The organism is Micropepsis pineolensis (genome assembly GCF_055392125.1).
In genome coordinates this window covers 1192663-1218640 of sequence record NZ_AP042408.1, presented here as the reverse complement: position 1 = coordinate 1218640, position 25978 = coordinate 1192663, and the positions used below count along the sequence as shown (strand labels likewise).

General features: G+C 58.7%; 22 protein-coding genes and 1 tRNA gene. 7 read left to right on the top strand and 16 right to left on the bottom strand.

Annotated elements, in window-relative coordinates; translation table 11 throughout:
• Window positions 1-297 precede the first annotated feature (297 nt).
• The 3 genes from ACZ5RI_RS05445 to ACZ5RI_RS05435 all read right to left on the bottom strand — a co-directional run bounded on the left by ACZ5RI_RS05445 (window position 298) and on the right by ACZ5RI_RS05435 (window position 5119).
• Window positions 298-3252, bottom strand: a complete 2955-nt coding sequence (locus ACZ5RI_RS05445) for a polysaccharide biosynthesis/export family protein (RefSeq protein WP_464515096.1) — start codon at window positions 3250-3252, stop codon at window positions 298-300.
• Window positions 3253-3730: 478 nt separating this feature from the next.
• Window positions 3731-3806 (bottom strand) — tRNA-Thr (locus tag ACZ5RI_RS05440).
• Between the two features lie 56 nt (window positions 3807-3862).
• Window positions 3863-5119, bottom strand: coding sequence for a radical SAM/SPASM domain-containing protein (locus tag ACZ5RI_RS05435; protein WP_464515095.1), 1257 nt, complete (start codon window positions 5117-5119; stop codon window positions 3863-3865).
• Window positions 5120-5302: 183 nt separating this feature from the next.
• On the opposite strand from ACZ5RI_RS05435, the gene metG reads away from it, so the two are divergent.
• Entirely contained in the window at window positions 5303-7015 is a 1713-nt protein-coding gene (metG, locus tag ACZ5RI_RS05430; RefSeq protein ID WP_464515094.1) for a methionine--tRNA ligase, read from the top strand.
• A gap of 57 nt (window positions 7016-7072) precedes the next feature.
• Here metG and ACZ5RI_RS05425 read toward each other — a convergent pair whose 3' ends face one another.
• Window positions 7073-8440 carry a glycoside hydrolase family 27 protein gene (locus tag ACZ5RI_RS05425; protein WP_464515093.1) on the bottom strand — a complete coding sequence of 456 codons (1368 nt, stop codon included), beginning with the start codon at window positions 8438-8440 and terminating at the stop codon, window positions 7073-7075.
• A gap of 218 nt (window positions 8441-8658) precedes the next feature.
• Between ACZ5RI_RS05425 and ACZ5RI_RS05420 the strand changes: the two genes are divergently transcribed.
• Window positions 8659-9906: a dicarboxylate/amino acid:cation symporter gene (locus ACZ5RI_RS05420; RefSeq protein ID WP_464515092.1), complete on the top strand. Its 1248-nt coding sequence runs from the start codon at window positions 8659-8661 to the stop codon at window positions 9904-9906.
• Window positions 9907-9959: 53 nt separating this feature from the next.
• Here ACZ5RI_RS05420 and ACZ5RI_RS05415 read toward each other — a convergent pair whose 3' ends face one another.
• A complete protein-coding gene (locus ACZ5RI_RS05415; RefSeq protein WP_464515091.1) occupies window positions 9960-10346 on the bottom strand; it encodes a mannan-binding protein in 387 nt (128 codons plus the stop codon).
• A 291-nt stretch (window positions 10347-10637) separates the two neighbouring features.
• On the opposite strand from ACZ5RI_RS05415, the gene ACZ5RI_RS05410 reads away from it, so the two are divergent.
• Both ACZ5RI_RS05410 and ACZ5RI_RS05405 read left to right on the top strand, forming a co-directional pair.
• On the top strand, window positions 10638-11822 hold the full coding sequence (locus ACZ5RI_RS05410) for a carbohydrate binding domain-containing protein (protein WP_464515090.1): 1185 nt from the start codon (window positions 10638-10640) through the stop codon (window positions 11820-11822).
• Between the two features lie 167 nt (window positions 11823-11989).
• On the top strand, window positions 11990-13255 hold the full coding sequence (locus ACZ5RI_RS05405; RefSeq protein ID WP_464515089.1) for a family 43 glycosylhydrolase: 1266 nt from the start codon (window positions 11990-11992) through the stop codon (window positions 13253-13255).
• A 28-nt stretch (window positions 13256-13283) separates the two neighbouring features.
• Here ACZ5RI_RS05405 and ACZ5RI_RS05400 read toward each other — a convergent pair whose 3' ends face one another.
• From ACZ5RI_RS05400 to serS, 5 genes are read right to left on the bottom strand one after another with little or no spacing between them, the layout of a single operon-like run.
• The gene (locus ACZ5RI_RS05400; protein WP_464515088.1) at window positions 13284-13937 is read right to left on the bottom strand and encodes an HAD hydrolase-like protein; all 654 of its coding nucleotides are present in this window, start codon (window positions 13935-13937) and stop codon (window positions 13284-13286) included.
• Window positions 13938-13950: 13 nt separating this feature from the next.
• The gene (locus ACZ5RI_RS05395; protein WP_464515087.1) at window positions 13951-14844 is read right to left on the bottom strand and encodes a murein hydrolase activator EnvC family protein; all 894 of its coding nucleotides are present in this window, start codon (window positions 14842-14844) and stop codon (window positions 13951-13953) included.
• A 42-nt stretch (window positions 14845-14886) separates the two neighbouring features.
• Window positions 14887-15540 (bottom strand): protein-L-isoaspartate(D-aspartate) O-methyltransferase, encoded by a 654-nt coding sequence (locus ACZ5RI_RS05390; protein WP_464515086.1) that lies wholly within the window; start codon window positions 15538-15540, stop codon window positions 14887-14889.
• Window positions 15541-15545: 5 nt separating this feature from the next.
• Window positions 15546-16310: a 5'/3'-nucleotidase SurE gene (surE, locus tag ACZ5RI_RS05385; RefSeq protein ID WP_464515085.1), complete on the bottom strand. Its 765-nt coding sequence runs from the start codon at window positions 16308-16310 to the stop codon at window positions 15546-15548.
• Entirely contained in the window at window positions 16310-17626 is a 1317-nt protein-coding gene (gene serS, locus ACZ5RI_RS05380) for a serine--tRNA ligase (protein WP_464515084.1), read from the bottom strand. The genes surE and serS overlap by 1 nt, the downstream gene beginning before the upstream one ends.
• A gap of 240 nt (window positions 17627-17866) precedes the next feature.
• On the opposite strand from serS, the gene ACZ5RI_RS05375 reads away from it, so the two are divergent.
• The 3 genes from ACZ5RI_RS05375 (at window position 17867) to ACZ5RI_RS05365 (ending at window position 19476) form a co-directional block, all read left to right on the top strand.
• Window positions 17867-18646, top strand: coding sequence for a CDP-diacylglycerol diphosphatase (locus ACZ5RI_RS05375; RefSeq protein ID WP_464515083.1), 780 nt, complete (start codon window positions 17867-17869; stop codon window positions 18644-18646).
• 95 nt (window positions 18647-18741) lie between these two features.
• The gene (locus tag ACZ5RI_RS05370) at window positions 18742-19185 is read left to right on the top strand and encodes a hypothetical protein (RefSeq protein ID WP_464515082.1); all 444 of its coding nucleotides are present in this window, start codon (window positions 18742-18744) and stop codon (window positions 19183-19185) included.
• 141 nt (window positions 19186-19326) lie between these two features.
• A complete protein-coding gene (locus ACZ5RI_RS05365) occupies window positions 19327-19476 on the top strand; it encodes a hypothetical protein (RefSeq protein WP_464515081.1) in 150 nt (49 codons plus the stop codon).
• A 47-nt stretch (window positions 19477-19523) separates the two neighbouring features.
• Here the strand turns inward: ACZ5RI_RS05365 and tatC are convergent, their stop codons facing one another.
• From tatC to ACZ5RI_RS05335, 6 genes are all read right to left on the bottom strand, one after another.
• Window positions 19524-20339, bottom strand: a complete 816-nt coding sequence (gene tatC / locus ACZ5RI_RS05360) for a twin-arginine translocase subunit TatC (RefSeq protein ID WP_464515080.1) — start codon at window positions 20337-20339, stop codon at window positions 19524-19526.
• Entirely contained in the window at window positions 20336-20893 is a 558-nt protein-coding gene (gene tatB / locus ACZ5RI_RS05355; RefSeq protein WP_464515079.1) for a Sec-independent protein translocase protein TatB, read from the bottom strand. Before tatB ends, tatC begins: the two co-directional genes overlap by 4 nt.
• Before the next feature lie 100 nt (window positions 20894-20993).
• Entirely contained in the window at window positions 20994-21230 is a 237-nt protein-coding gene (locus ACZ5RI_RS05350) for a twin-arginine translocase TatA/TatE family subunit (RefSeq protein WP_464515078.1), read from the bottom strand.
• 96 nt (window positions 21231-21326) lie between these two features.
• Window positions 21327-22850 carry a Ppx/GppA phosphatase family protein gene (locus tag ACZ5RI_RS05345; RefSeq protein ID WP_464515077.1) on the bottom strand — a complete coding sequence of 508 codons (1524 nt, stop codon included), beginning with the start codon at window positions 22848-22850 and terminating at the stop codon, window positions 21327-21329.
• Window positions 22847-25111 carry an RNA degradosome polyphosphate kinase gene (locus tag ACZ5RI_RS05340; RefSeq protein ID WP_464515076.1) on the bottom strand — a complete coding sequence of 755 codons (2265 nt, stop codon included), beginning with the start codon at window positions 25109-25111 and terminating at the stop codon, window positions 22847-22849. Before ACZ5RI_RS05340 ends, ACZ5RI_RS05345 begins: the two co-directional genes overlap by 4 nt.
• 210 nt (window positions 25112-25321) lie before the next feature.
• Window positions 25322-25972: a P-loop NTPase family protein gene (locus tag ACZ5RI_RS05335; RefSeq protein ID WP_464515075.1), complete on the bottom strand. Its 651-nt coding sequence runs from the start codon at window positions 25970-25972 to the stop codon at window positions 25322-25324.
• Window positions 25973-25978 lie beyond the last annotated feature (6 nt).

Here is a 25978-nt window from a genome sequence, read left to right as displayed (position 1 = left end):
ATGCCTCAGCAACTTTCCATATCGCCCATAGCAATCACGGATCAGGCCGTCAATTCATCGTGCCAGAATTGGATTGCCTTATATCAATAAAGCTCTGCTTCCCTTTGCGATATTTACGAGAGTCTTGAGTAACCAATAACTTTAATCAGATGTTACCTATACCTTTTCAGATATTATTTACCGTTATGATGCCCCGCCCCGGCCCAGCCATACGAAAAAGCGTGCCGACATTACTGTCAGCACGCTTTTTTTCGTCTAGTTTAATGCCACGCTTTCACAACGGACATCAGGACTGACTTATTGGTTCATCAGCACGGCCAAAGAAGCGGCAGTTGTCGCGAAGCCACTAAAGATTGAAGCAACGTCCAAAATCCCTTGCCGCAAATCATAGCCGGTAATATCACGACCGACATATACCGTGCTACCGGCCGGAATTTCACGACCACCAAAACTCAGCCAGCTATCGTCATCACGATAGGCCTGCCCATTGGGCAGCACGATGAAAACTTCATCCTCGCTTGCGAGCTGTGTGTAGCCACCAGCCTTCTCAATATAATCCTCAGCCGTTTCGCCGGGAATATAGGGCACACTGTTGGGCTGCAACACCTCACCCATCACTGATACAGAGAAGGGCTGCGGCGGAATAACAATCTGATCACTCGGTTCCAGAATCGGATCCCGCTCAGGATGCTTGGCCAGCTCCACAGGGTCTGCCGTCACCACCATGCGCCCCAAGGCCGGACTACTTTTCAATTCGGTTATGTACGACTGCACCGTGGTGAAGGCCTCTGCCGACATCTGTGAATCCTTGGTACGACGGCTCATCCCAGTCAGCATCTGATCTTCGATCTGCTGTGCCGCCCGTAAATGCGCCTGGCGCTCGTTTTCGGCGACCGACTGCCGCATAAAGACGGTACCTTGCGGATAGGCAACTTCCGTCAACCCGCCAGCCCGAGCCAGGATCGAAGATAAGCGATCTCCCCGCAGCAAGGTATAAGTGCCGGGATACCGAACCTGACCGGCAATTGTCACCGATCCCGCCGTGCGGTTGGTGTAGACCGAACGCACCAGAACACCATCTTTGGGCAGCAGCGTAATCGCATCGGTAGCATCGCGTGACGCGATCGAATAGCTCTTGCGCGACGTCGTAGACAGGCCGCGATCCGGATCGAGTGAGGTGGATGTTACCTCGACATTGCTGAGATCCGCGTCGGTTTTCAGGCCGCCCGCTGCTGCAATCGCCTCAGTCAGGCTGGTTCCGGGAGCCGCCAGGTAAAGTCCAGGATCGTTGAGGGCCCCGGAAATATTGATCACATAATAGACCAGCACAGTACGGAGATAGTCATTATCCGGCGTAATGAGCCGGGCCAGTTCCGGGCTGATAGCCTCGGCCCCACGGGCACCGGCATTTTCTGTGATCGTGCCGCCATTAGGAACCATCATAGCATTGCCGCCGATACGGCTGGCCGCCTGACCGGGAATGTTGCGTGACTGCGGATCATTGGGGGTTACGCCATAGGGGCCAGCAGAATTATCGCCCTGCATTTGGGCCGCGCCGTAAGCCGACTGATCCGACGAGTAGTTATTGGGATAATTAGACGATGATTGGCCGTACCCCGAATTGTCAGAACCATTGGAGCCATAACTGCTATACGCGTCATTTGCACCGTAAGCGCCATTTACTCCGTAGGCAGAGGTTCCCGCCGATTGCGGGTTCTGTGACATATTCGCGTTGGTCTGAGCATTGGCGGCACTATTTTGCCCATAAGCAGATTGCCCCTGAGCCCCCGTCATTGCATTGCCGCCATTCATCCCAGAGCTCTGATTAACGGCAGTATTCGCGTCATTCGCCCCACGTTTGGTCTGACGTCCGAGCAACTGGCTATTTTTATCCTTGTTGTCCTGCATCGCCCAGCGCAGTAAGGCCCGCATTTCGCGCTTATTGATGATGTGTACGACATCGTCACCAGCCAGAGCGACGTTACCCTGCCCCTGGATAATATGTTTGGGCGAGAACGGAATGGCGCTGTGCAGATGGGTCGCCGGATCGGTACGGTCAATATAGCCAAACAGCATATAGGCGGTTTTGTCGAACGCATCCTCTCTCGGCAGCAGGTCGTGCAACGTCTTGTACTTGCCCAAGGCAAAAACGCCGGGTGACGCAACGGCCCCCGCAAGCTCGACCTGATTGAGCGAACGATCAACCGCGATTTTCACGAAAAGAATTTCACCATCGTGGATAGTCTCATGCTGACCGCTGACATCAACCAGACGGCGGCGGCCATCGGGCATCTGACGCAGCAAGGAAAAACGATAAACACCCGGCAAAATCGTACGATTGGCCAGTGCCAGCGCCTCCTGAACACTCACCGCCGCACGCCCTGCCGGCAGCTCGAAAATACCCTGATTACGGACATCCCCGGCCACCGCAACGGTCGGGCCGATAGCCGGCACCACAATGCGATCACCATCGGCAAGCCCAACCTTACGCAGCGTGGCATGCTCGGTCAGCACACTGTACAGGTCGACCGAAAATGTATGCCCGCCCCGTTTGATTTTAACGGCGCGCAAGCTGCCGCTTTTCAGCACACCACCCGACAACGCGATGGCATCGGCCACGGTGGAAAAACCCGTCAGCGTCCGCATGCCGGGGCTCGACACTTCACCGGAAACCATGACGGAGATCTGCCGCACCTGACCGAGCGACACAAACGCATCGGTCGAGACATAGCCACGATGAATCGCCGCGACCAGATCGCGCTTGAAATCACCGAAATTGCGTCCACCAGCCGAAACCGGGTTGAGCCGTGGCAACAATACCCGGCCATCCCGATCAACGGTCACGCGGGTTTCAGAATTTTCCTGGCCGCGCAGCGAAATCACAATCTCGTCGCCAACACCCAGAATATAATCATCCTGCGCGCCGCCAACCTGAGACAGGGTCACCGACCGGCCAATACCAAGCTGATCATAGCCAAACTGTTCCAGATACAGATTGGCGCGCTGCGACAAAAGCCGTTCCAGCTCTGACGGCGGCTGTGGCCGCGGCCGCTCGGCCGGGTACAAGGTGGTATCCTGCGATTGCAACGATGGCTGAAGCTGCGTGGCACCATTTTTCTGACGCGCCTGCTGCAGCTGCATGAGCTGACTGGCGGACATACTGCCCGCGAGACTTTGCAAGCTGGAACTATCCTGAGCGCTGGCCTGATCAATATCGACCATAACCGCCGCGGCGCTTACCGCCAAAGCCAAACACACACGCGCCACCACCCTGCGATTTTGATGAAACAGGGTTATAAAATTGGCGGAAAACATCCCCAGAAGCTCCCTAAATATCTGTGCGCCCACCTGGCACGGCGATTCCCCGTTCTGAACCAAACGACTGCCCGATCAGACCGGGCAGCCAAAGCATGATTCTGGGCAGGGCAGCAACCGCCGCGCGAAGCATGAACACTCCGGCAGTATTAACCAATGACGCTGACAACAAGAGCATATCCACCGGACAGCAGCAAGGTCGCAATTCTTAACTGATTGGTGATGTTGTGAAATATACCGATGGACGCTGAGTTCCGGCTGAGACACAACTATAAACACGCCCCACACCACCGACAGGAACGAAGCAGAACCATAAATGTAAAACGGTTTGTAAATTATGTGTAATTTTAGGACAGCGTCACGGAATTCCAATCCCGAACGACAGAAATAATTATTTCAAATCAATAAGATATGATGGTGCCGGCTACAGGATTCGAACCCGTGGCCACCTGATTACAAATCAGGTGCTCTACCTGCTGAGCTAAGCCGGCCTCGAACGCACACTTACGATGTTGTTGTCCGGGACGCAACCCGGCACGCGCACCCCTTATAACTGCCGATCCGACAGCCCGGCACCTTCAAATTCCGGTGTCATTTCCGTCGCGTCCGATGGCGGTGGATTCGCGTTGCCCGCCCCAACCGCAGCCAGAGCCTTATGTACAATCGCATCCCAGTTTTGCGGAAAGCCGCCCCATTGCTCGGGGCAGGTCGCACAGGGGCGTTTTTTGGGCCCATTAACCATCGTGTCGCGCCGCCAGGCAGAGAACTTTTCGCTGCAATAGATATCGAAGATCGAAGTACTCTGCACGTTGCCTACAACATAAGGTGCAACCTCCGGTGATGAGCCGATAGTGGCGCAGCAGGGCAGCACGTCGCCCTTATAATTGATGATGAAATTATCCATCGCTTGCAGACAGGCCGCCGTGCGCGCCGCCATTTTGCGGCCAACACCTTTCAGCACTTCGCCACGGTTATTACCCTCGGTCATGTAATTGGCCTGGCTGTAGCGCACGCACATCGACGAACCGCTGAGGCGAAATTCGATTTCCTTATCCGCGGTAAAATTGGTCAGGACGGGGTGGAGGCCAAGCTCTCTCGACTTATCGAGCGTGCGCTTAAGAATATCGCGCTCGTCGTACAGCTTGTCCTTTGAAAGATGAATCGCCACCTTGAGCTCGTTGACGCCACATTCTTCCATCGCCGTGAAGGCGGCTTTGGTAAGATAGTCGCCATTGGTGAAAATCAGAATATAGCAGCGCGGCAGCCTGGCCCGGATCGCCTTCAACCGGGCGACAAAGTCCTCCAGATGCATCAGCGGCTCGTTCAACCCCACCAGTGAAATACGGCGGCTATAGTCGATCGAGGCCAGATCATCGAGGATGCGCTCATAGGCTGGCCAGTCAAAAAAGACGTTATCCTTGCGCCGGTCATAGATGCTGTTGGGGCAGTAGCTGCAGTTGCGGTTACATTGCGACGAGGTTTCAATGTTGATGAAGCCAACGCCGCTTTTAAACGCCACCCGCTTTTGATGGTCCGTCAGATCACTGGTCAGATGCAGCGTGCTGAACATCTGATCGCCCCGCATCACCGTCAGGGGTTGATGTACACCCATCCCCTGCGTTGCCGGATCAAGACGAGAGTAGCCCTCTACCACCGACTGGATCTGGGGCAAATCGACCGAAATGCCGTTGGCGACCAGAATCTGGCACACGCGATACGCTTCCGCCGTCCAACCATTTTTATGTAAGACCGCTGCGTAATTCAGCACAGCCGCAATTTCGTCATTGTCCACAACGCCAGCCACTATACGTCCTCTCAAAGATGGGGAACCGACCACCCAGATTACCCGTAAAGCTAGCGCCTGTGTGATAATGAAGTGTTAAGGTTATTGTCTGGTCAGAAAACGCTGCAAATGGGTTGGATGCGCAGGCTCGCCCCTGTACATTGCCGGCTTCATTGTAAGCCTCTTATACGGACAGTCGGACAAATGACACGGTATCTCATCACCAGCGCCCTCCCTTACATCAATGGTGTCAAACACTTAGGCAATCTGGTGGGGTCGATGCTACCGGCCGATGTCTATGCCCGCTACCGCCGCGCCAAAGGCGACGAAGCCCTGTTCATCTGCGCCACCGACGAACACGGCACCCCGGCCGAGCTGGCCGCGCTGGCCGCCGGGCAGGATGTCGCCACCTACTGCACCGAACAGCATGACATTCAGGCCCGCCTTGGCGATGGCTTTGCCATGTCGTGGGACATTTTCGGCCGCTCGTCGAGCGCGCAAAACCGCGAGCTGACCCAGCATTTTGCCAAGGTATTGTGGGACAAGGGCTTTTTGGAGGTGCGAACCACCCGTCAGGTCTATTCCCACGCCGAAAAGCGCTTTTTGCCGGACCGCTATGTTATCGGCACCTGCCCACATTGCGGCTATGACCGCGCCCGTGGCGATCAGTGCGAAAACTGCACCCGCGTGCTCGACCCGACCGACCTGATCGCCCCGCGCTCGGCGGTGTCGAACTCGTCCGAGATCGAGATTCGGGATTCCGCCCATTTATTCCTCAAGCAGTCGCAGTTCGTTGACCAGCTCCGCAGCTGGATCGACAGCCACGAGCAGGACTGGCCGGTGCTGGTCAAATCGATCGCCCGCAAATGGCTTGACGAGGGATTGCAGGACCGCGGCATCACCCGCGACCTCGAATGGGGCGTGCCGGTGCCGGACGAGATTGGCGACGGTCAGCTTAAGGGCAAGGTGTTCTACGTCTGGTTCGACGCCCCGATCGAATATATCGCCGCGACCAAGGAATGGGCCGATGCCAACGGCAAAGGCGATGAATGGCTCAAATGGTGGCGACCGGAAAATGCCAAAGACGTCGCCTATTACGAATTCATGGCCAAGGACAATGTGCCCTTCCACACCGTCGGTTTCCCGGTCACCATCATGGGCTCGGGCGAGAACTGGAAGCTGGTCGACCGCATCAAGGGCTTTAACTGGCTGACCTATTACGGTGGCAAGTTCTCGACCTCGCAGCATCGCGGTATCTTCATGGACAAAGCGCTGGAGGCGCAGCCCGCCGATGCGTGGCGCTGGTATCTGATGGCCAATGCGCCCGAAAGCGCCGATGCCTCGTTCACGTGGGAGCATTTCGCCGGTGTGGTCAACAAGGATCTGGCCGACGTCTTCGGCAACTTCGTCAATCGCATCACCAAATTCACCGCATCCCGCTTTGACGGCAAGGTGCCGGAAGAAGGTGAGTATGGTGACGCGGAAAAGACCCTGATTGCCGATCTGGATAGCCGCATCGCCAAACTCGGCGCGTTTCTGGATGATCTGGAATACCGTAAGGCGCTGGCGGAGCTGCGCGCCATTTGGGTGGCGGGCAATGAATATCTCACCGTGGCGGCGCCGTGGACCCACTTCAAGACTGACAAGGTCAAGGCCGCCATCGGCGTACGCATGGGCCTTAATCTGGTCCGGCTGTTTGCCGCGCTGTCTTCGCCGGTGGTGCCGGGTCTGGCCAGAGCCGCTGCGGGTGCCTTCGGGGATGTGCCCGACGTAATTGCCTGGCCGGATCTGCCGATGGCAGAATACTTAAAGCACCTGAAACCCGGCAGTGACGTCACCCCGCCCGCCGTGCTGGTGACCAAGATCACCGACGAGCAGGTTGAAGCGTGGAAAGCGGAATTCGGCGGCGCTGAATAAATTGCACCGCGCATAAATGCAAAACCGGCGGGGCCACCCCCGCCGGTTTTGTTTTGGCTATTGCAGACGGTAAATCGCACTGGCATGCGGTGCCAGATGGATTTGCAGACCGTCGGCACGGGCCGGATTTGTCTCGCCCCCCCACAAATCCTGTAAGGCGGTCGGCACTGGCAACGACAGATCCTGCCAGCGTGCGACAAAATCCAGCGGCGTATCACCGGTGTTAAACACGGCAACATAACGCGTGGGTTTCTTGTGCGCGCCACCTTGCGCCGCCCAGACGCGGGCAGCAGTTTGCGCTACATTCACCGGATGACTATCCCAAACCGTTTGATTGACCGCGATGACGTCCTTGTTGGTGATAACGGCGCGCGTGGCGTCGTCCAGCTCGGTAAGGTTGCCGCCCAAGATCAATGGCGAACGCGCGATGGCCCACAGCGTGAACATGGTGCGCATCTCATCCACGCTGAGCCGCGACGCGCGTGGTTCACCCCAGCCGGGATGGGGACGCAGGGAACCAAAGGGCAGCATATCGGCATCGGGCCAGTTACCGGGTTTGGCGTGGCCGCGCCATTGAGCCAGCTTATCGAACCCGGTCAGAACACCGTTAGGCCAGTCTTTCGGTGCAAAACTCCAACCATCCCAGGTGTCATCCGCGATGCGCCACATCTGTGCCAGTTTCCCAACCTCGGCAGCATGGGTAAGATTGGTCGGCCCCGGCGACAAACTTAAGACCATTTCGCGGCCACTATGTTTGATAGCCTGCGAGATCTGACGGATTTCGCTGCCGACATAGGGATGATCCGCAACACAGTCGATCTTGATGAAATCGATTCCCCAGTCCGCAAACAATTTGACCATGGAATCATAATAGGCCTGCCCCGCGGCCGTATCGCGGATGCCGTAATTGCCATCATCCCACGAACAGAGGTCCGCTTTATTGGCGGCATCGGCAGCACGAAAATGCGACCCGGCAATCGGCAGATTGGCCTCAACCGCCTGTTTGGGAATACCGCGAATAATATGCACGCCAAATTTAAGACCATGGCTGTGCACCAGATCGGCCAGCGGCTTTAATCCGACCCCGCCTGCAGCAGACGGAAACCGCGCCAGCGCCGGAATGAGCAGACCGTTGCCATCCAGCTGATATTTGCGTTCCTGCAAATCCTTGCCGAAGGGATCGGTCATATACCAGCCTTCGTCGATCACCGCGTATTTCCAGCCGAGATCTTTCAGCTTCACCAGTTCGGCAACGTTGGCGCGAAACTGATCTTCGGTGATGGTGAAGCCATACGCATCCCAACTGTTCCACCCCATCGGCGGCGTCTGCGCCGGACCGATTGGCGCACGCCCAGCGGAAGGCTGTGCCAGCGCCCCCGGCGACAGCAGCAACGCCGCCATCAATACAGACAATATAAAACGCATACCCCATATCTCCCTGAAAAATTTTCACCGCGATTGCACGCCCCAACCGAACAGCAACCGAACATAGCAAAACACAGCAGCACCTCTAACGGCTAAATTGAAGCGGTCAAAACAGAACTAATATTAGGCATGGCGAAGTTTGAGGCAGATTATGCTTGGGTGCCGCGGACCCATCGTGTAGCGTTTGCTGCACACGCCTTCGACTATCTGGGGAAGTCATGAAAAATAAATTCACGCTGGCAATCATTCTGGCCATGGTTCTGGGCATCATCGCCGGGCTGGCAGCTAACGCATGGCTTGACGCCGATCAGATCAAGGCACTGACAGGTGGACTGGAAATCATCACCACCGTCTTCCTGCGCCTGATCAAGATGGTCATCGCACCACTGGTCTTCACCACGCTGGTAACCGGCATCGCCCATATGGAGAATGCCTCGGCTGTGGGTCGGGTCGGCATCAAATCACTGGGCTGGTTTATCTGCGCCTCACTGCTGTCACTGACGCTGGGGCTGATCCTGGTCAATCTGCTGGCCCCCGGCAAAGGCTTCTCGCCCCACGATCTGGGGGCGCTGTCAGGTGCCATGCCAGCGATGAAGGAATTCAAGTTCGCCGAATTCATCGCCCATATCGTGCCGCAGTCGGTCTTTGCCGCGCTGGCCGAAAACGAAATCCTGCAGATTGTCGTTTTCTCCTGTTTTGTTGGCACCGCCATTGCCTCGCTGCACGGCAAGGCGAATGAAATCGTCTCGCTCGCCGAGCAGGGTGCCGAGGTCATGCTGAAGGTGACCGGCTATGTCATGCTGACCGCCCCGGCTGCCGTGTTCGCTGCCATCACGGCCACGGTGGCGACACAGGGCGCGAAGATGCTGCTAACCTATGTGCAGTTCGTCGGCGATTTCTATTTCGCCATGATCACCCTGTGGATCGTGCTGTTCGCCATTGCCGCGATTATCTTACGCGGCAAGATCGGCCCGCTGTTTCGCGCCGCGCGCCAACCGGCGCTGCTGGCGTTTTCTACCGCGAGTTCGGAAGCGGCCTATCCGAAACTGCTGGCCGAGCTTGAAAATATGGGCCTGCCCAAACGCGTGGTCAGTTTTGTGCTGCCGCTGGGCTATTCCTTCAACCTCGATGGCTCGATGCTCTATTGCACCTTCGCCACCATGTTCATCGCGCAGGCCTATCACATCACGCTGACCCTGCCGCAGCAGATCACGCTGTTGCTGATGATGATGGTGACCAGCAAAGGTATGGCCGGTGTGCCGCGCGCCTCGCTGGTGGTGATCGCCGCCGCCATGCCCTACTTCGGTATTCCCGATGCCGGATTGCTGCTGATTCTGGCGGTCGATCATTTGCTCGACATGGGGCGCAGTGCCACCAATGTCATCGGCAACTCGGTTGCCTGTGTCGCCGTCAGCCGCTGGGAAGGCGCAGCGACGGACGCGAAAAACACCAACCCGGGCACCTAAAAAACAGGGGGGAGGTGCCCCCTCCCCCCCATTTCTCCCCCCCAAAAAAATACTCAGTTCGGCAACGGCACAGGCAATGTACAGCCGCAGACCGACATTTTATTGGGTTCTGTCGTCTTCCAGTTACCGTTCCACTTCATCGTCGCAAGCTGCGACGGGCACTTCTTCTTGGCATCGTCATTATTCCAGATCGGGCCGATCGGAACATCGACGCCTTCCTTGGTGCCACAGACCGACATCTTGCCCCAGACGGTCGTCGTCCACTGCCCGTTCCAGTGCGGCGGACACACCTGAGGACATTTCTTTTCAGCATCCTGCTGGTTCCAGATCGGGCCGGCGGGAATATCGATTGAGGGCGGAGGCTCTTGAGCATACGCAAAAGAGGCCAAACCGGTTGAAGCCACAGAAGCAAACGCCAACACTGTCAGAAAATGTTTCACGGCACGCTCCCTTCATGTTCGCAATTCAAGATTGCAACAGCAGTATACATATCAAAAGTTGAGTTGCACGATTAATGTGTACTAATAGCTGTATTGAACTGTCCCCGAACCTCCTCCGCCATAACGCCCTCAAATGAAGTATTCCTATAGGGATAACAGCAGCTTGCCCATTTACCGCGCACAGCATATGTAACAATATGGTAAAGCGCTTACCTATCCTGTGCAGCCCAAAACGCATGAGGCTGAAACAACGGAAATTGGCGCTGGGAAACGAAGGGAAGGATTTTGCACATGTCGAAATTTCTGATCAGCCTGATGAGCGCCGCGCTTCTTTCCGGTGCCGCACTATCTGGCCCCGCATGGGCCGAGGATGCCGGCGCAGGTTCCGCCGTTCTCAATCAGCTTCTCAACACGCCCGCCGCCAACGCCTGGTCGGCCTGGGGTGCAAAGGCCACGCTGAAAAAAGACAGCACCGTCACCGGCGGTGCCGCGATGCGCGTTGAAGTCACGGCAAAGCCTGCCCATCTCTGGGATGCCGCAGCTGTAACCCCCATTAAAAAGCCCATTCAAAAGGGCGATGTCATACTGGTCAGCTTCTGGGCCCGCGCGATAACCCCGCCCCCCGGCGGCACCACGGCGACACTGGGCTCGATCGCGGTACAGCAAGCCAAGGCTCCCTACACCAACCTGTTCAACGAAGCTGCGGAAGTTACCGGCACATGGGCGATGTATTATACCTCGGGTGTCGCCAGCGAGGATTATGGCGCAGGGCAGCTCAATGTCTCGGTCCTGCTGGGAGCCGATCAGCAGACCGTCGATCTGGGCCCGGCCTTTGTGCTTGATCTTGGCCCCCATTACGACGTCAGCAAACTGCCCCATAACAAAAAGGCCACCCCGCCAGCCCCCGCAGCAGCCCCTGCCGCACCGCCTGCCGCCGCATCAGCCAGCCAGACCAGCGTCGAGACCGCACTGACCAACCTGCGCGCCAAATTGCCCAAAGCCGGTACGCTGATTTCCGATCCCACCCGACTGGCGTTTTCCTTTGGCCCGGATCAGACCAATCAGAGCATTGCCGCATCCGAAGTTCCCGGTGGTGCCGCTTTACGCACCATCCTGTCCAAGGCGGGCACCAATCCGTGGGATGACGGAATTTCACAAGCCCTGAACGGTGCGGTGAAGCAAGGCGATACCATCCTGATGGCGGCCTATCTGCGCAGCAATGACGGACCGGGCAATATTGCCATGATGGGCGTGGCCCTGAACCACGCGCCGTGGAGCCAGATCATTGCCAAACCGGTCACGGTTCCGGCTGGTGGCTGGCATCTGATCACCGTCAGCGGCACCGCCACCACCAATGCCGGAGCCACCGAAATGATGGCGATGATGCAGACCGGTGCGGCCAAACAAAGCCTCGATGTCGGGCCGATCTTTGTGCTCAATCTCGGTGCCGGGGTGACGCCGCCACAGCTGCCGTAAAACACCTTCAGCAAATATTCAGCCGTTACAGGCCGTGCCAGACAACAGGCACGGCCTTTTCTGTTGCTGTCATAACGGCTCACGACAGCGTGTTATCAGCATGGTTTGCAGGGCCTCTGCCACGCTTTAGGATTGCAAAAAAACAGATATCGTTCCGGGGGGGATACATGCATCACATCGATCGGCGCAGCTTTATCAGCGGCAGTGTTGCGGCATTGGGGGCCACAGCGTTTGGGGCCACGGCATGGGCGGATGGCCCGCACGGTTTCATCTATCCCACCCCGCCGGGGCCGAACGATACGCTGCGCGCCGATGTCGACAACTCCCGCCGCATTGTGGACCCGCCCCCGCCCGGCTATTGGCCCTATAGCGGGATCAGCGGCCCCGGCGCGCCGGTGACTGCCGCCACGCGCCACGGCGGCTGGACCTCGGGCCTGCCCCATGTCAGCTATAAGGGGCCAACACCGCGCAGCTATCCCATCGGGCCTTGGAATGACGCCGATAGCGGCGAAGCGGTAAAATCTGGCCTGCTGCCCGCCATCCGCCCGATCTGGGATGCCCATATCCGCGATACCATTATCTGCGCCGGGGGCGATGGGGCCTATTACATGACCGGCAGCACCGGCGATAACATCTGGGCCATCAATGATGGTGTCGAGCTGTGGCGTTCCACGGACCTGAAGGACTGGCACTATCTTGGTCTGGTGTGGAGCATTGAAAAAGACGGCACCTGGGAAAAGCACTGGACCATGCGCAAAGGCGTCTATTTCCGCGCCATCTGGGCACCGGAGATCCATTACATCGGTGGCAATTATTATATCTGCACCTCGATCAGCGGGGTTGGCATCGGCATCTTAAAAAGCACCACCGGCAAAGCGACGGGGCCTTATGTCCACGCCATTGATGATACGGCACCGATCAAGGGCAGCATCGATTCCACCGTGTTCGAGGATGACGATGGCCGGGTTTATCTCACCTATGGCTCGGCCGAGACCATCCGCGAAATCAAGCCGGATTTTTCGGCCTTCGCCGGGGACTGGCAGCCGACCCAGTTGGCAGAACCGGATACGAACCCCGATCATCATGCCCGAAAAGATGCCGAAGGCCTTGGCAAAATCGGTTTTGAAGGGGCCACATTATTCAAGCGCAACGGTCAGTATTACCTTGGCGCGGTCGATAAATATTACGGGCGCTATTCCTTTGCCTTTGCAGTGGCCGATCATATCACCGGGCCGTACCGCATGCGGCACGAAGCCGTGCCCTGTTGTGGCGGCGGCAATATCTTTCGCGATCATCAGGGCCGCTGGTGGCAAACCTTTTTCGGCAACGACAAATTCAGCCCGTTCCGCGAAAAACCGGGGCTGGTGCGCATCGACTTCGATGCTGCGGGCCGTATCCATCCGCACACGGATCAGCCTTTTGTCACCACCTGAAGCCGCGCTAACAATTGGCCCGGCCTAATCAGGCGTTATCGAGACCGAAGCGGGCGCGGAATTCCGCAATATCTTTGGCAAAATGGGCGCAACCGGCTTCGGCGAGTTCGTCCCGGCTGCCATAGCCCCACAAAGCCCCCACCGGGGTGACGCCGTTTTCCAGCGCACCAATGACATCGAAAGCCCGGTCGCCCAGCATCAGGCATTGATCGGGGCCATGACCGCAAGCCTGTAGCACGCTGGCGATCAGTGAGGTCTTGGTGTCTTTCTCGTCCAGCCCGGCGGCGGCAACACCATCGAAATAGTTCGCAATCTGCAAATGCTGCAAAACCTGCACGGCATAGACTTTGGGTTTGGAGGTGGCAAGCCACACCCCCTTGCCCGCCGCTTTCAACCCCGCCAGCAGGCCTGCCGCACCGGGATAAAGCGGGCTTTGATAAAGGCCGTTATGTTCATAGGCCTCGCGAAATTTCTGCATACCATAGGTAATGTCGATCTCGTCGGCCTCGGGCATCAGTTTGCGAAACACCATCGGCAGCGGCGCGCCCAGAAACAGCGCCGGATCGATATCGGTCTCGATCCCCAACGCCGCAAAGGCGGCCCGCTGCGCATGCAGCAGACCGGGGCGGGAATCGCACAAGGTGCCGTCCAGATCGAACAGATAGGTGCCTGCCACGTCCATGCCCACCTCCCGCTCAGCCTTTGGCGGTTAAAAGCTTTACCGGATCCTGCGGCTCGCGCCCTTTGCGGATTTCAAAATGCAGTTGTGGGCTATCGACATCGCCGGTCTGACCGACATAGCCGATGACCTGCCCGGCGGTAACATGATCGCCCGGTTTAACCACCAGTCGCGAAGCGTGGGCGTAAGCGGTAAAGAAATTACCGTCATGGCGGATCACCACCAGATTGCCATAGCTTTTCATATCGCCACCGGCATAGCCCACCGTGCCCGATGCCGCCGCCGTAATCGGTGTATCGGCAGGGGCCGCGATATTGATGCCGTCACTGCGCACGCCACCCGATTCCGCGCCGAACTCGCCAATCACCTTACCGCGCACCGGCCAGGCGAAATGCCCGGCGGCCAGTGCGGCGGTTTTAACGGGCCTGGCGGGCTTTTCCGCCGGGGCCCCATCCTCGGCAACATCCGGCTTAGCCACCGCGTGGCTGGTGGCAGGCTTCGGCGCAGTATAGGCCGGGCGTTCACGCGGCTCTGGCACCGGATCGGTCGCAAGCGGGGCGGCGGCAGGCTCATCACTGCCCGCCGCGTCGGCCGGCCTGAACGGCGCATCAGGGGGAGCGGATTTTGCCGGTTTCACGGGAACCGGTTTGGGCCGCGGGCTGGGCGGGGGGCTGAGGGTTTCAGACACAACCACGGGGGATCGGGCAACCGGATGGGCCGGTTCCTCGGCCACCGGCACCGGGGCAGGCGCGGGCTGATACGCTTCGGTGGTTTGCGGGGCGCTGCGATCTTCGGTGTTGACGAAAGCGTCCCAATCAAAGCTTGCCCGCGTCGGTCGTGGTTCTTCACACGCCGCCAAGGTTCCCAAAAGCAGAATAGCTGCGCCAACGCGCATTTTCCGTGCACTCATTACACCGGCACCCTAACGTTTATTGCAATTACGACCAACCGCTTATGCCACACCGGCCAGCATTGGTACAAACATCACCGGGATCAGCGCCTCTTGTACGACGCCCTGTTCGGTGCGGACATATTTGGTCAACTGCTGCGGCATTTCCTGGCCCGGCCCACCACCCACCGGCCCGACGGGGGCAACCAGAATCCCCCCCACCTTGAGCTGGTCAAACAACGCAGGCGGCACGCTTTCCACCGCCGCTGACAGCAGAATACGATCAAAGGGGGCCTGCTGCGGCCACCCCTTCATGCCATCATCATACCAGGTGACGACATTGTCGATCTTCAGCGCCTTCAGCCGGGCTTCGGCCTCTTTCATCAACGGCTTGTGACGTTCAATGCTGTAAACCCGCCGACACAATTTCGCGAGCACCGCCGCCTGATAGCCCGAACCGGTGCCGATTTCCAAAATCCGCATCGCCGGGCCGACCTCAAGCGCAATGGTGGCGCAGGCCACGACATAAGGCTGGCTGATGGTCTGGCCGCATTGGATCGGCAGCGCGGTGTTATCATAGGCGGCATGGCGGAACGGTTCGGCCACAAAGGCATCGCGCGGCACATCTTCGATGGCCGAAAGCACCCGCGCGTCGGTCACACCGGTTTTGCGCAGCGCCATAATGAGGGCGATGATACGTGGATCCTCCCCCCTCATGGCCCCTACCCCTTATAAGCCGCCTTTAGTGCCGCCAGTGTGTCCCGCGCCGTCAGGTTCAGCTGTAACGGCGTTACCGCAATGCGTTTTTCGGTCAGCGCGTGCAGATCACTGCCCATATCCGTGGTGTATGGCTCGCGCTTGAACCCGATCCAGTAATAGGAATAGTCGCGCAGATCGGTGCGTTTTTCAACGCGAACTTCCTGCATATCGCGCTTACCCTGCGTACAGAATTCCACCCCCACCAACTCGTCCGGTTTGCAATCGGGGAAATTGATGTTGATCAGCACATTTTCCGGCCAGCCGATCCCGATCAGCTTGCGGATCAGATCAGGACCATGGGTCTCGGCACATGACCAGTGCATGTGGTGCTTGTCTTCAAAGGGATAGCCCTGTGACAAGGCAATCGACGGAATGCCGAACGAACAGCCTTCCATTGCACCGGCCACCGTGCCCGAATAGGTCACGTCGTCGGCGACATTCACACCGCGATTGACGCCCGACAGGATCAGGTCTGGCTTTTTGTCGGCCAGAAGATGGGCGCACGCCATCATCACGCAATCGGTCGGCGTGCCGGTAACGGCAAAATGCCGATCATCGATCTGGCGCAGGCGCACCGGCGAATGCAGCGTCAGCGAGTGCGAGGCCCCGGACTGTTCCTGTGCCGGTGCCACCACCCAGACATCATCGCTGAGCGCCCGTGCAATGGCTTCTGCCACCACCAGACCGGGGCCGTAGATACCATCGTCGTTGGTGACCAGAATACGCATCAGGCCTTCTCGATTTTCTGCATCCCAGCCATATACGGGATTAATGCGTCAGGAATACTAATCGAGCCATCGGCCTGCTGATAATTTTCCATCACCGCGATCAGCGTGCGGCCGACCGCCAGCCCCGAACCGTTCAGCGTGTGCACAAAGCGGGTGCCTTTGCTGCCAGCGGGACGGAAGCGCGCATCCATACGGCGGGCCTGGAAATCGCCAAAGATCGAGCAGGACGAAATCTCGCGATAGCGGTCCTGACCGGGCAGCCAAACCTCGATGTCATAGGTTTTCTGGGCGCCAAAGCCCATATCGCCGGTGCACAGCGTCACCACACGGTGCGGCAACACCAGCTTCTTTAGAATTTCCTGCGCGCAATCGGTCATGCGTTCATGTTCGGCCGCCGACTGTTCCGGCGTGGTGATCGAGACCAGCTCGACCTTGTTGAACTGATGCATGCGGATCATGCCACGGGTGTCGCGGCCCGCCGAACCGGCCTCGGCCCGGAAACAGGGCGTGTGCGCGGTTATGCGGATCGGCAGCTTGGCCTCGTCCTGAATGCTTTCACGCACCAGATTGGTCAGCGGCACTTCCGCGGTCGGGATCAGACCAAGGCGGTTTTCCGCCCCCTTGGGCACCCAAAACAGATCTTCTTCGAATTTGGGCAACTGGCTGGTGCCAAAGAACGCCACATCCCGCACCAACAGCGGCGGATCGACTTCGGTATAGCCGAACTTCATGGTGTGAACGTCGAGCATGAAGTTGGCAATCGCCCGGCCCAGACGCGCCAGCGGACCTTTGAGATAGACGAAACGCGCCCCCGAAACCTTGGCGGCAGTCTCAAAATCCATCAACCCCAGCGCTTCACCCAGATCGAAATGCTCTTTCGGTTTAAAGTCGAACGGCTTGGGCTCCAGAAACCGACGGGCGAGCACCTCGATATTGGCATTCTCGTCCGCCCCTTCGGGCACATCATCCGCGGGCAGATTGGGCAGACCGGCCATTTCCAGCGTCAGCTGGGCTTCCAGATCTTTCGCCCTGGCATCGTCGGCCTGCATCGCGGCTTTGATGTTGGCCACTTCGTCCATTAACGCCTTGGCGCCCGCTTCGTCTTTTTTCGCCTTGGCGGCGCCGATGGCACGCGAAGCCTCGTTCTGGCGGGCGCGGTGCTGTTCGAACGCGGCCTTGGCGGTGCGCCAGTCATTATCGATCTGCAGCAGCTTTTCCACCGACGATGACGCCTTGGCCAGATCAAAGCCAGCCCGCTTAGCCAACCCCGCTACAAAAGCCTCACCATTTTCGCGAATCTGCTTGATGTCGTGCATCGGACGAATCTCCAACCTAATACTGGGGTAATGACATGCGTCGGCGCCCCTCGGCAAGACCGGAGTTATTCCAATTCCGGCAATATGTTGCCACTGAAAAAACACTACACCGATCTTGTCGCGCTGCCAAAGCTTCCCTTACGGCGTGGTTTGCAGCCCCACACCGCGTCTTGGCGTGCGGGGCCGCCTTGGGCTAAACTGGCCGCTTCGGCATATTACAGTGATGGTAAGGGGCAAGCGATGAAACGGGTTTCCAAACGGCTGCGTCAGGCTGGCGGCATTGGTCTGATGGCGGGCGCGCTGTTTGCGGCGGTGCTGGCTGCCGAGCTGCCCACCCCGCCGGTTCACCCCCATGGTGGCAAGCTGTGGCAGATCGTCGGTGGCACCTGCCTGCCCAATATGAAGGCCAAACACGACCCGGCCCCCTGCACGGAAGTCGATCAGGGCTATGTGCTGCTCAAAGACATGGCGGGGGTGGCGCAATATCTGCTGATGCCCGACAGCGACATCACCGGCATTGAGGATGCGCGGATACTGACCTCCCCGACCAATTATTTCGCCGCCGCCTGGAATGCCCGCGGGCTGGTCGAAACCAAGCTGGGCCGGAAAATTGCCCGCGATACCATGGCCGTGACGGTCAATTCGCAATATGGCCGTAGTCAGGATCTGCTGCATCTGCATATCGACTGCCTGGGGGCACCCGCGCGGGGCGATCTGGCGGGCCTGACCGGTGTGGGTGAAAGCTGGTCGGCCGCCCCGGTGATGATCGCCGGGCACCCCTATTACGTCCGCCGCGTATTGGGGGCGGAACTGACCGTCAACCCGTTCAAACTGGTCGCCGATGAACTTCCGGGTGCCAAGGATGAAATGCGGGCCTGGACTATTGGTCTGGTCGGGGCCAGTTTTGACGGCAAGCCCGGCTTCTGGCTGCTGGCTGGCAAGGCCGACCCGGCAGGCGGCGAATGGGGTTCGGCCGAAAGCATTCAGGACCACGACTGCAAACTGCCGCTGGCGAACTAAACTGGCTGCGACCCGAACGCGCCCCATGCAGGCGGTGTGGCAAGTACAGCCACACCGGAGGATAATGCCCACAAGAATCAACCCATAGGTGAACCGTGTGGGGAAGTAAGCTGTTCTGCATCGGCGCAACCGCAACCCTGACGGCGATCATAGCTACGGCGGCAACAAACACACTCTATGATCATGTTCTTCCAGCAGCACGGCAGAAAGTCAGCTGCATGATCGGCGTACTGAAAAGTACCCCGGGGTATGAGCAAGCCGGGTATGGTGCGGAAAAAGGCCCCGATGGTGCGATCCGCCCTTATGTTCAGTATCGCTATGTGGCGCCCGGCACGGGCCAACATGCCCAGGTTCGCTTCACCGAAGGAACTCAGGCGGCATTACCCTATGATTCCACAGATACCACCTACGTTTTCTCAGCAACGCTGCCGGGGCTGATCGGCGCGAAGCAGAAAGAACCCTTCGATCTGGGGGCTAAGAAAATCGGTAATTTGTGGAAGCAGCGTTGCGGCGTGAATATCACGATTTTCTTTATCTAGGGTCAGCCACACCCAGCATCACAAAAGCAGCAATCAAACGCGGTAGCGTTACGCCCGCACGTATGAGAGTTGCAGCAAATGCGATACCTGTCCGTTTTTGTGTTTTGTATTGCGATGCCCTCTGCCGTACAGGCAGCAGAAATGCACAGCTGGGATATCTGGCAGACCGAACAGCATCACCAATGCCCAGATCGCCATATCGAATTCATTTCGGGATATGACTATGACGATCTGATCAAAAGCTTTGCCCACTATGGCTGTCAGCACTATGCGTGCCGGGAAGCGGCCTAGTGTGATCGCACGGATCCCCGTTGAGAGAAAATCAGGGCTTGCCCGATTTATCCCTCGACCTCGTTCTCTTCCGTCTTGCGTTCGTCATCGCGCTTTTTCTCGATCAGCCAGACCAGCCAGATCGACACCTCGTAGAGGAACACCAGCGGAATGATCAGCGAGACCATGCTGAACAGGTCAGGCGGCGTGATGACCGAGGACAGCCCGGTAATGCCGACGATGGCGTAACGGCGCATATTGCGCAGCAATTTCGACGACACGATGCCGACTTTGCCGAGCAGCGTTAACAGCACCGGCAACTGGAACGTCAGACCGAAGGCGAAAATCAGCGCCGAAACGAAATCGAGATAATCGCTGACCTTGGCCTGCAATTCGATGCCCGGCGTGTTGGCGGTCGCCTGGGTTTCAAAGCCGAGGAAAAACCGCAGCGCATAAGGCAGCATGACGTAATAAACGAACGCTGCGCCAATGATGAACAGCACCGGGCTGGCGATCAGAAACGGCAGGAAAGCATTCTTTTCATGCTTGTACAGACCGGGGGCAACGAACATCCAGATCTGCGATGCCACAATGGGGAACGACAGACACATCCCGGCGAACAGACCGACCTTCATATAGGTGAAAAAGGTCTCGTACACCGCGGTATAGATCAGGTGCCGGTTGGGGTGGCCCACCATGGCGCGCGACAACGGCTCGGTCAGGAACGCATAGATTTCCTTGGAGAAGGCAAAGCACAGAATGAAGCACAGCGCGAAAGCCAGCACCGCATAGATCAAGCGCTTACGCAGCTCGATCAGGTGCTCCAGCAGCGGGGCTTTGGAGGATTCAACCTCAGCTTCTTCGTCTGGTGAGGGAGGGATCATGGCGCAGGCGGGGTCAACCCGCCCTCAATCGGTTTATCGGGTTCGGCATTGACCACCACCGGTTCCCCGGCAGGTGGCGTAAACGGCAGGGCCATCTGCGGTTCGGCGGCAGGGATCGGAACCGCCGAAAAATCTGCCGTTTCCGACATCGGTTCGGGGTGGGCGTGGGGGGAGCCGGGGATATTCCCGGTCATGCTGATTTCTTCCGCAGCAGCCACCGGGGCCGCACCCGCCGTTTCGGAAGCGGTCACCGCAGCGGCCGCCGCCGGTGCAATCGAAACCGATGGAATCTTGATGGCGTCGTTCAGGGCACGTTCGGTTTCGGCCAGCGGGTTGGCATTGCGCAACGATTGAATTTCCTTACGCAGCTCGTCCAGCTCGCTCTGGCGGGCCATTTCATCGAAGCTGTTGCGGAACTGATCGGCCATGGCGCGGGCCTTGGCGGTCCACTGGCCAGCCTTACGCATGATCTTGGGCAGATCCTGCGGGCCGACGACGACAAGCGCCACCACCAGCAACAGAAGAATATGGCTCCAGCTTAAATCGAAAAACATGCCGCCACTTGCGCCAGGAATTGCCCCGCACCACCCATTATGGGACTGGCGGGAATAAGCCTGCCGACCGGCCCCGGGGGGCCAAAGTCAACCAGACCGCTTAGTGGGCCACCTTGTCCTGATCATGGACCGGGGGCACCGGCTGCTCGCTGCGCGGCAGAACCTGCGGCGCGGGCGGCGCGGCGGGCGGCGTTTCATCATCCGCCATACCCTTTTTGAAATTCTTGATGCCCTTGGCGAAGTCGCCCATCACATCGGAAAAACGGCCACGGCCACCGAACAGGACCAGCACCACCACGGCCAGCAGCAGAATGTGCCAAAAGCTCAAACCACCCATCAGAGTCTCCTCAGGTTTTCCTCTTTAAAGCCCGGACGCGGCTGCAAATGCAAGGCGCATGATAGCACCATTGCGTTATCCTTGACCGGACCGAGCTTAAATAGCCTGAATTTCGCCTTTACAGTCCATCGCCGCCGCAAGGCTTTTGAGCCGCCGCTGCACAGCCTCGTCAACAACCATGGCGCGATCGGCGGGTACTTCGAGCACCAGTCGCCCCGGCAGCAATTTCAGTTTGTAGTTTTCCAGCTCGCCCGGCGCCGTCCCCGACAAGTCAAAGGCCAGCCGCGCCGCCAGCCCGATGCGTAAGGCCAGCAGCTCTTCCTGCCGGTCAAGCAGCCCGGTGGCCTCGAAATGGGTGGGTACCTCGGTATAGCCGGAATAACGGTGGAAAATGGCGGTGGCCAGAAAGGCCCGACCGCGGTGATCAACCCCGCCATAGGACATGTTCAGCACTTCGGTATAGCTGCCGGGGGCGCGGTAATCGGGGTGGCGGCGCCAGCCGATGTCGGACAGATAGAACGCCGCCTGACGCAACCGGCGCAGCGCGGGCGTTTCGTCGGGGAACAGCGGCCCGGTCCAGACAAAGGCTTCGGAAGCATGTTCAGGGGTACGCGACAGCCGGGCATTAACCCCGGCGACATATTCGATCAGCGGATCCTTGGCCCGCTCCTCCACCGGGAGCCGGTCATAGATCAACCCTTCGCGCAAACCACCGGCGCAGACCACAATTTCCTTGAACCGGGTCGCCGCCAGCACGCCTTGCAACACCACCGCGCCAAAGGGCAGCATCACCACCCGGCGCTTAGAGATCACCGTCAGGCGCTCAAGCGATTTACGGCCCTGCCGCGAGATCAGATCGCACAGTTGCAGCGCGCGGGCCTGCGGAATGGTATAATGCTGCAGAACGTGAAGCGGATAGGCCTCCAGCTCCATATCGACGCGGGCCAGCGCACGCCAGATACCACCCACGGCATAGAAACTTTTCTCGCTCGCCGACCAATAGCTCGCCATTTCTGCCAGACGCGTGCTGACAATCTTGCGCGCCTTTTCGATATCCCCCTTGGCCATATCGGCCAGACGCAAAGGACCGAAGGGCAGCGAAACCGCCCGCCCCGGCTTGCCGTCTTTCAGCGTGATCATATCGAGGCTGCCGCCGCCCAGATCACCCACCACGCCCGATGCCGTCGGCAAAGCGGCCAGCACGCCCATGCCAGCCAGCCGGGCTTCTTCCTCGCCACTTAAGATGCGGATCGGCGCCCCCCAGGCTTTTTCGGCATCACGGACAAATTGCGGCCCGTTCAGTGCATCGCGCGCCGCAGCGGTTGCCACCGCAATGCGCAGCGCCACGCCCAACCGCTCGGCCAGCAGCCGGTAGCGGGCAAGTGACGCCAGCGCCAGATCGCAGCCTTCCTTGTACAGTAGCCCCGTGTTGGCAACATTGCGGCCAATCGAGCAAATGGTCTTTTCGTTGTGCATGGTGACCGGCGTGCGCGACAGCTGGTCGTAGACCACGAACCGCACCGAGTTGGACCCAATGTCAATCACCGCCACCCGGCCATTGATGGCCGGCGCATCCCCCGAACGCAAAACCTCTGCCGCGGAAAGACCGGTGCTGCTCACGGTTTGCCTCGCGCTTTTTTCGCCGCGCCCTCTTTCAGGGTGTGGCCACGGCCCGACAAGGACGCGTTGGTCATAAAGAAGGTATGGGCGCAGAAGGCATCAGGCTGATGGGCAGCAGGATCACGCACATAGGAGCCATCGGCATGCATCTGCCAGCTTTGGGTCTGATCTTTAAGCTGAGACGCAAAAATCTGTTCCAGCACCTGCTGATGCACGGTCGGATTTTCCACCGGCACCAGCGTTTCGACACGGCGGTCCAGATTACGCGGCATCCAGTCGGCCGAGGAAATATAGACCTTGGCCTTAGGCGACGGCAGGCCATAACCATTGCCAAAACAAACGATACGGCCATGCTCCAGAAAGCGGCCGACAATGCTCTTGACCCGGATATTTTCCGACAAACCGGTAACGCCGGGGCGTAAGCAGCAGATGCCGCGCACCACCATGTCGATCTGCACACCGGCATTGCTGGCCTTGTACAACAGATCGATCATCGCCGGATCGACCAGCGAATTGACCTTGATCCAGATCGCAGCCGGACGCCCCGCCTTGGCGTGGGCAATCTCGGCTTCAATGCCTTTGACCAGCGCATCGCGCAAATACAGCGGCGAAATCGAAATGCGCTCCAGCCCGGCCGGTTCGGCATAGCCGGTGACATAGTTGAACAGCCGCGCCGCATCGCGACCCAGCGCCGGATCTGCCGAAAACAGCGACAGATCGGTGTAAATCTTGGCGTTGACCGGATGGTAATTGCCGGTGCCGAAATGGACATAGGATCGCAAGCTACCACCTTCGCGGCGCACCACCAGCGACACCTTGGCGTGGGTTTTGAGGTCGATGAAACCATAGACCACCTGAACCCCGGCCCGTTCGAGATCGCGCGCCCATTTGATGTTGGCAGCTTCATCAAAACGCGCTTTCAACTCGACCAGCGCGGTAACGGATTTACCGGCATCGGCCGCCTCGATCAGCGCGGCAACGATCGGCGAATTGTCCGAGGTGCGATAGAGCGTCTGCTTGATGGCGACAACCGAGGGGTCCGCCGCCGCCTGACGCAGGAACTGCACCACCACATCGAAGCTTTCGAAGGGGTGATGGACCAGAAGATCCTTCTCGCGAATGGCGGCAAAGCAATCGCCGCCCAGATCGCGGATGCGTTCGGGAAAGCGCGGGGTGTAGGATTTGAACTGCAGGTCGCGCCGCTCGCGTAAGATGAGATGGTGCAGATCGGACAGGCCCAGCATATGCTCGATCATCGTCAGCTCGTTCGGTTTGAGCTTCAAATGATCGGCAATCGATTCACGCAAATGCGCTGGCATCGACGCGCTGCACTTCATATGAATGACCGAACCGCGGCGGCGCTGTTTCAGCAGCGTCTCGAACAGCAGCACCAGATCTTCGGCCTCTTCCTCCAGCTCGATATCACTGTCACGCAGAATGCGGAACAGCCCGAAGCCGCTCACGGTATGGCCGGGGAACAGCTTGTCGAGATAGAGCCCGATAACGGTCTCAAGCGGAATGAAGCGGGCTTCCTTGCTGCGCGACTTGATCTTGACCTCGCCATCCGGTCCGGGCAGGCGGATGAAGCGCATCAGCTGTGGCGGCACCGGCAGCACCGCACGCATCGATTTGCCATCGCGTTTGCGCATCAGCTCCAGCGCCAGCGCAAAGCCCTGATTGGGGATGAAGGGGAACGGATGGGCCGGATCAATCGCCAGCGGCGTCAGCACCGGGAAAATCTGTTCGTGAAAATAAATATCCAGCCAGGCTTTATCGGTCTTGGTCAGTTCTTCGGCATCAATCACCGACAGACCGACGCCGCGCAATTCCTCGCGCAGATTGCCCCAGATCCGCTGCTGATCGGCGAACAGTTTTTCGGCCACCTCGTCGACACGGGCAAGCTGTTCCTGCGGGGCCAGCCCGTCGGCGCTTAACGAGGCGACATTGGAAATGACCATGCCTTTGAGGCCAGCGACGCGCACCATGAAAAATTCATCGATGTTCGAGGCCGAGATCGACAGAAACCGCAACCGCTCCAGCACCGGATGATTGGGGTTTTCAGCCTCCTCCAGCACGCGGCGATTAAAGGCAAGCCAGGACAGCTCGCGATTGACAAAGCGTTCCGGGCTGGTCGGATCAATCGCCGAGGCGCAACAGGGTGTCGGGCAGGATGCCTGAGCCGATACCGTAGCTGCGGACGAAGCCACGGGGGCGGAAGCTGTAGAAGCGGGCGGTGCAGAAACAGATACAACCTTCGTCATGGATGAAACAGATTTCCCGTAAAAATGAAGACTAATGCCTATGCTTTATAGTGCCCCATTGTTCTGAAGCGCTTTAAAGGCGAACGGACAATTTCGCCCGGAACAAATCTCTCCCACAATCGCGTTTTGATGACAGTTACACCCACGCACAGCACCAACGCCCCCGGCACGGCCGTTAGCCGGGAAAGGTACCTCGTGAAGGCTACAAGCTTAAGGCTCGTTTGCCAATAAATCCTTGACCAGAGACAAGCTGACCGGGCGATGGCGGGCCAGCGCCTCGCTGTCGGCGCGGGCGACAAACGCGCAGATCGCCGCGGGCGAGCGTTCGAGTGACTTGACCATAGCGACCGCAACGCTGTCGGGCACAACCAACTGTCTGAATGCAAACAGCTTTTTGGCAAGTTCGCCGAGCCATTCATCGTCTGGTGCCCACAAGGGAAAGCCCAGGAGCGCCCGCGTGCGCGACGACAGATCGGGCAGCCGCACCGGCCAGACCAGCGGCGGTTCGCGCCCGGTGATCAGCAAGGGTGCCCCACGCTCGATCAGGGCGAACAGAATCTGCTCGCCGGCATCCGATAGCGGCTCGATATCAATATTTTCGACCACATAGGGGATTTCGTCGATTTCGACGTCGCCCAAAGTGGTCGCGCTTAAAATACCCGCCCCAACCTGTGCCGCCCAGATGCGGGCCAGATGGGTTTTGCCCGAACCGGCCGGGCCATAGATTGCCACCGACGGGGCTGGCCAATGGGGCCAGAGATCCAGAAAATCGACCGCATCGCGGTTTCCCGGCCCGACGACAAAGCTGTCACGGCTGAAATCCTGCGCGGGCTCGAGCGGCAGTGGCAATTGATTCGACATGTGTGC

What these genes read in the sequence shown, in the direction of transcription:
- ACZ5RI_RS05390 (WP_464515086.1), bottom strand. Translation starts at nt 15,540, where the DNA reads ATGAGGGGGGAGGATCCACGTATCATCGCCCTCATTATGGCGCTGCGC.
- ACZ5RI_RS05400 (WP_464515088.1), bottom strand. Translation starts at nt 13,937, where the DNA reads ATGGACGTGGCAGGCACCTATCTGTTCGATCTGGACGGCACCTTGTGC.
- ACZ5RI_RS05405 (WP_464515089.1), top strand. Translation starts at nt 11,990, where the DNA reads ATGCATCACATCGATCGGCGCAGCTTTATCAGCGGCAGTGTTGCGGCA.
- ACZ5RI_RS05410 (WP_464515090.1), top strand. Translation starts at nt 10,638, where the DNA reads ATGTCGAAATTTCTGATCAGCCTGATGAGCGCCGCGCTTCTTTCCGGT.
- ACZ5RI_RS05365 (WP_464515081.1), top strand. Translation starts at nt 19,327, where the DNA reads ATGCACAGCTGGGATATCTGGCAGACCGAACAGCATCACCAATGCCCA.
- surE (WP_464515085.1), bottom strand. Translation starts at nt 16,310, where the DNA reads ATGCGTATTCTGGTCACCAACGACGATGGTATCTACGGCCCCGGTCTG.
- tatB (WP_464515079.1), bottom strand. Translation starts at nt 20,893, where the DNA reads ATGTTTTTCGATTTAAGCTGGAGCCATATTCTTCTGTTGCTGGTGGTG.
- ACZ5RI_RS05395 (WP_464515087.1), bottom strand. Translation starts at nt 14,844, where the DNA reads ATGAGTGCACGGAAAATGCGCGTTGGCGCAGCTATTCTGCTTTTGGGA.
- ACZ5RI_RS05420 (WP_464515092.1), top strand. Translation starts at nt 8,659, where the DNA reads ATGAAAAATAAATTCACGCTGGCAATCATTCTGGCCATGGTTCTGGGC.
- ACZ5RI_RS05335 (WP_464515075.1), bottom strand. Translation starts at nt 25,972, where the DNA reads ATGTCGAATCAATTGCCACTGCCGCTCGAGCCCGCGCAGGATTTCAGC.
- ACZ5RI_RS05375 (WP_464515083.1), top strand. Translation starts at nt 17,867, where the DNA reads ATGAAACGGGTTTCCAAACGGCTGCGTCAGGCTGGCGGCATTGGTCTG.
- ACZ5RI_RS05425 (WP_464515093.1), bottom strand. Translation starts at nt 8,440, where the DNA reads ATGCGTTTTATATTGTCTGTATTGATGGCGGCGTTGCTGCTGTCGCCG.
- metG (WP_464515094.1), top strand. Translation starts at nt 5,303, where the DNA reads ATGACACGGTATCTCATCACCAGCGCCCTCCCTTACATCAATGGTGTC.
- serS (WP_464515084.1), bottom strand. Translation starts at nt 17,626, where the DNA reads ATGCACGACATCAAGCAGATTCGCGAAAATGGTGAGGCTTTTGTAGCG.
- tatC (WP_464515080.1), bottom strand. Translation starts at nt 20,339, where the DNA reads ATGATCCCTCCCTCACCAGACGAAGAAGCTGAGGTTGAATCCTCCAAA.
- ACZ5RI_RS05340 (WP_464515076.1), bottom strand. Translation starts at nt 25,111, where the DNA reads ATGACGAAGGTTGTATCTGTTTCTGCACCGCCCGCTTCTACAGCTTCC.
- ACZ5RI_RS05350 (WP_464515078.1), bottom strand. Translation starts at nt 21,230, where the DNA reads ATGGGTGGTTTGAGCTTTTGGCACATTCTGCTGCTGGCCGTGGTGGTG.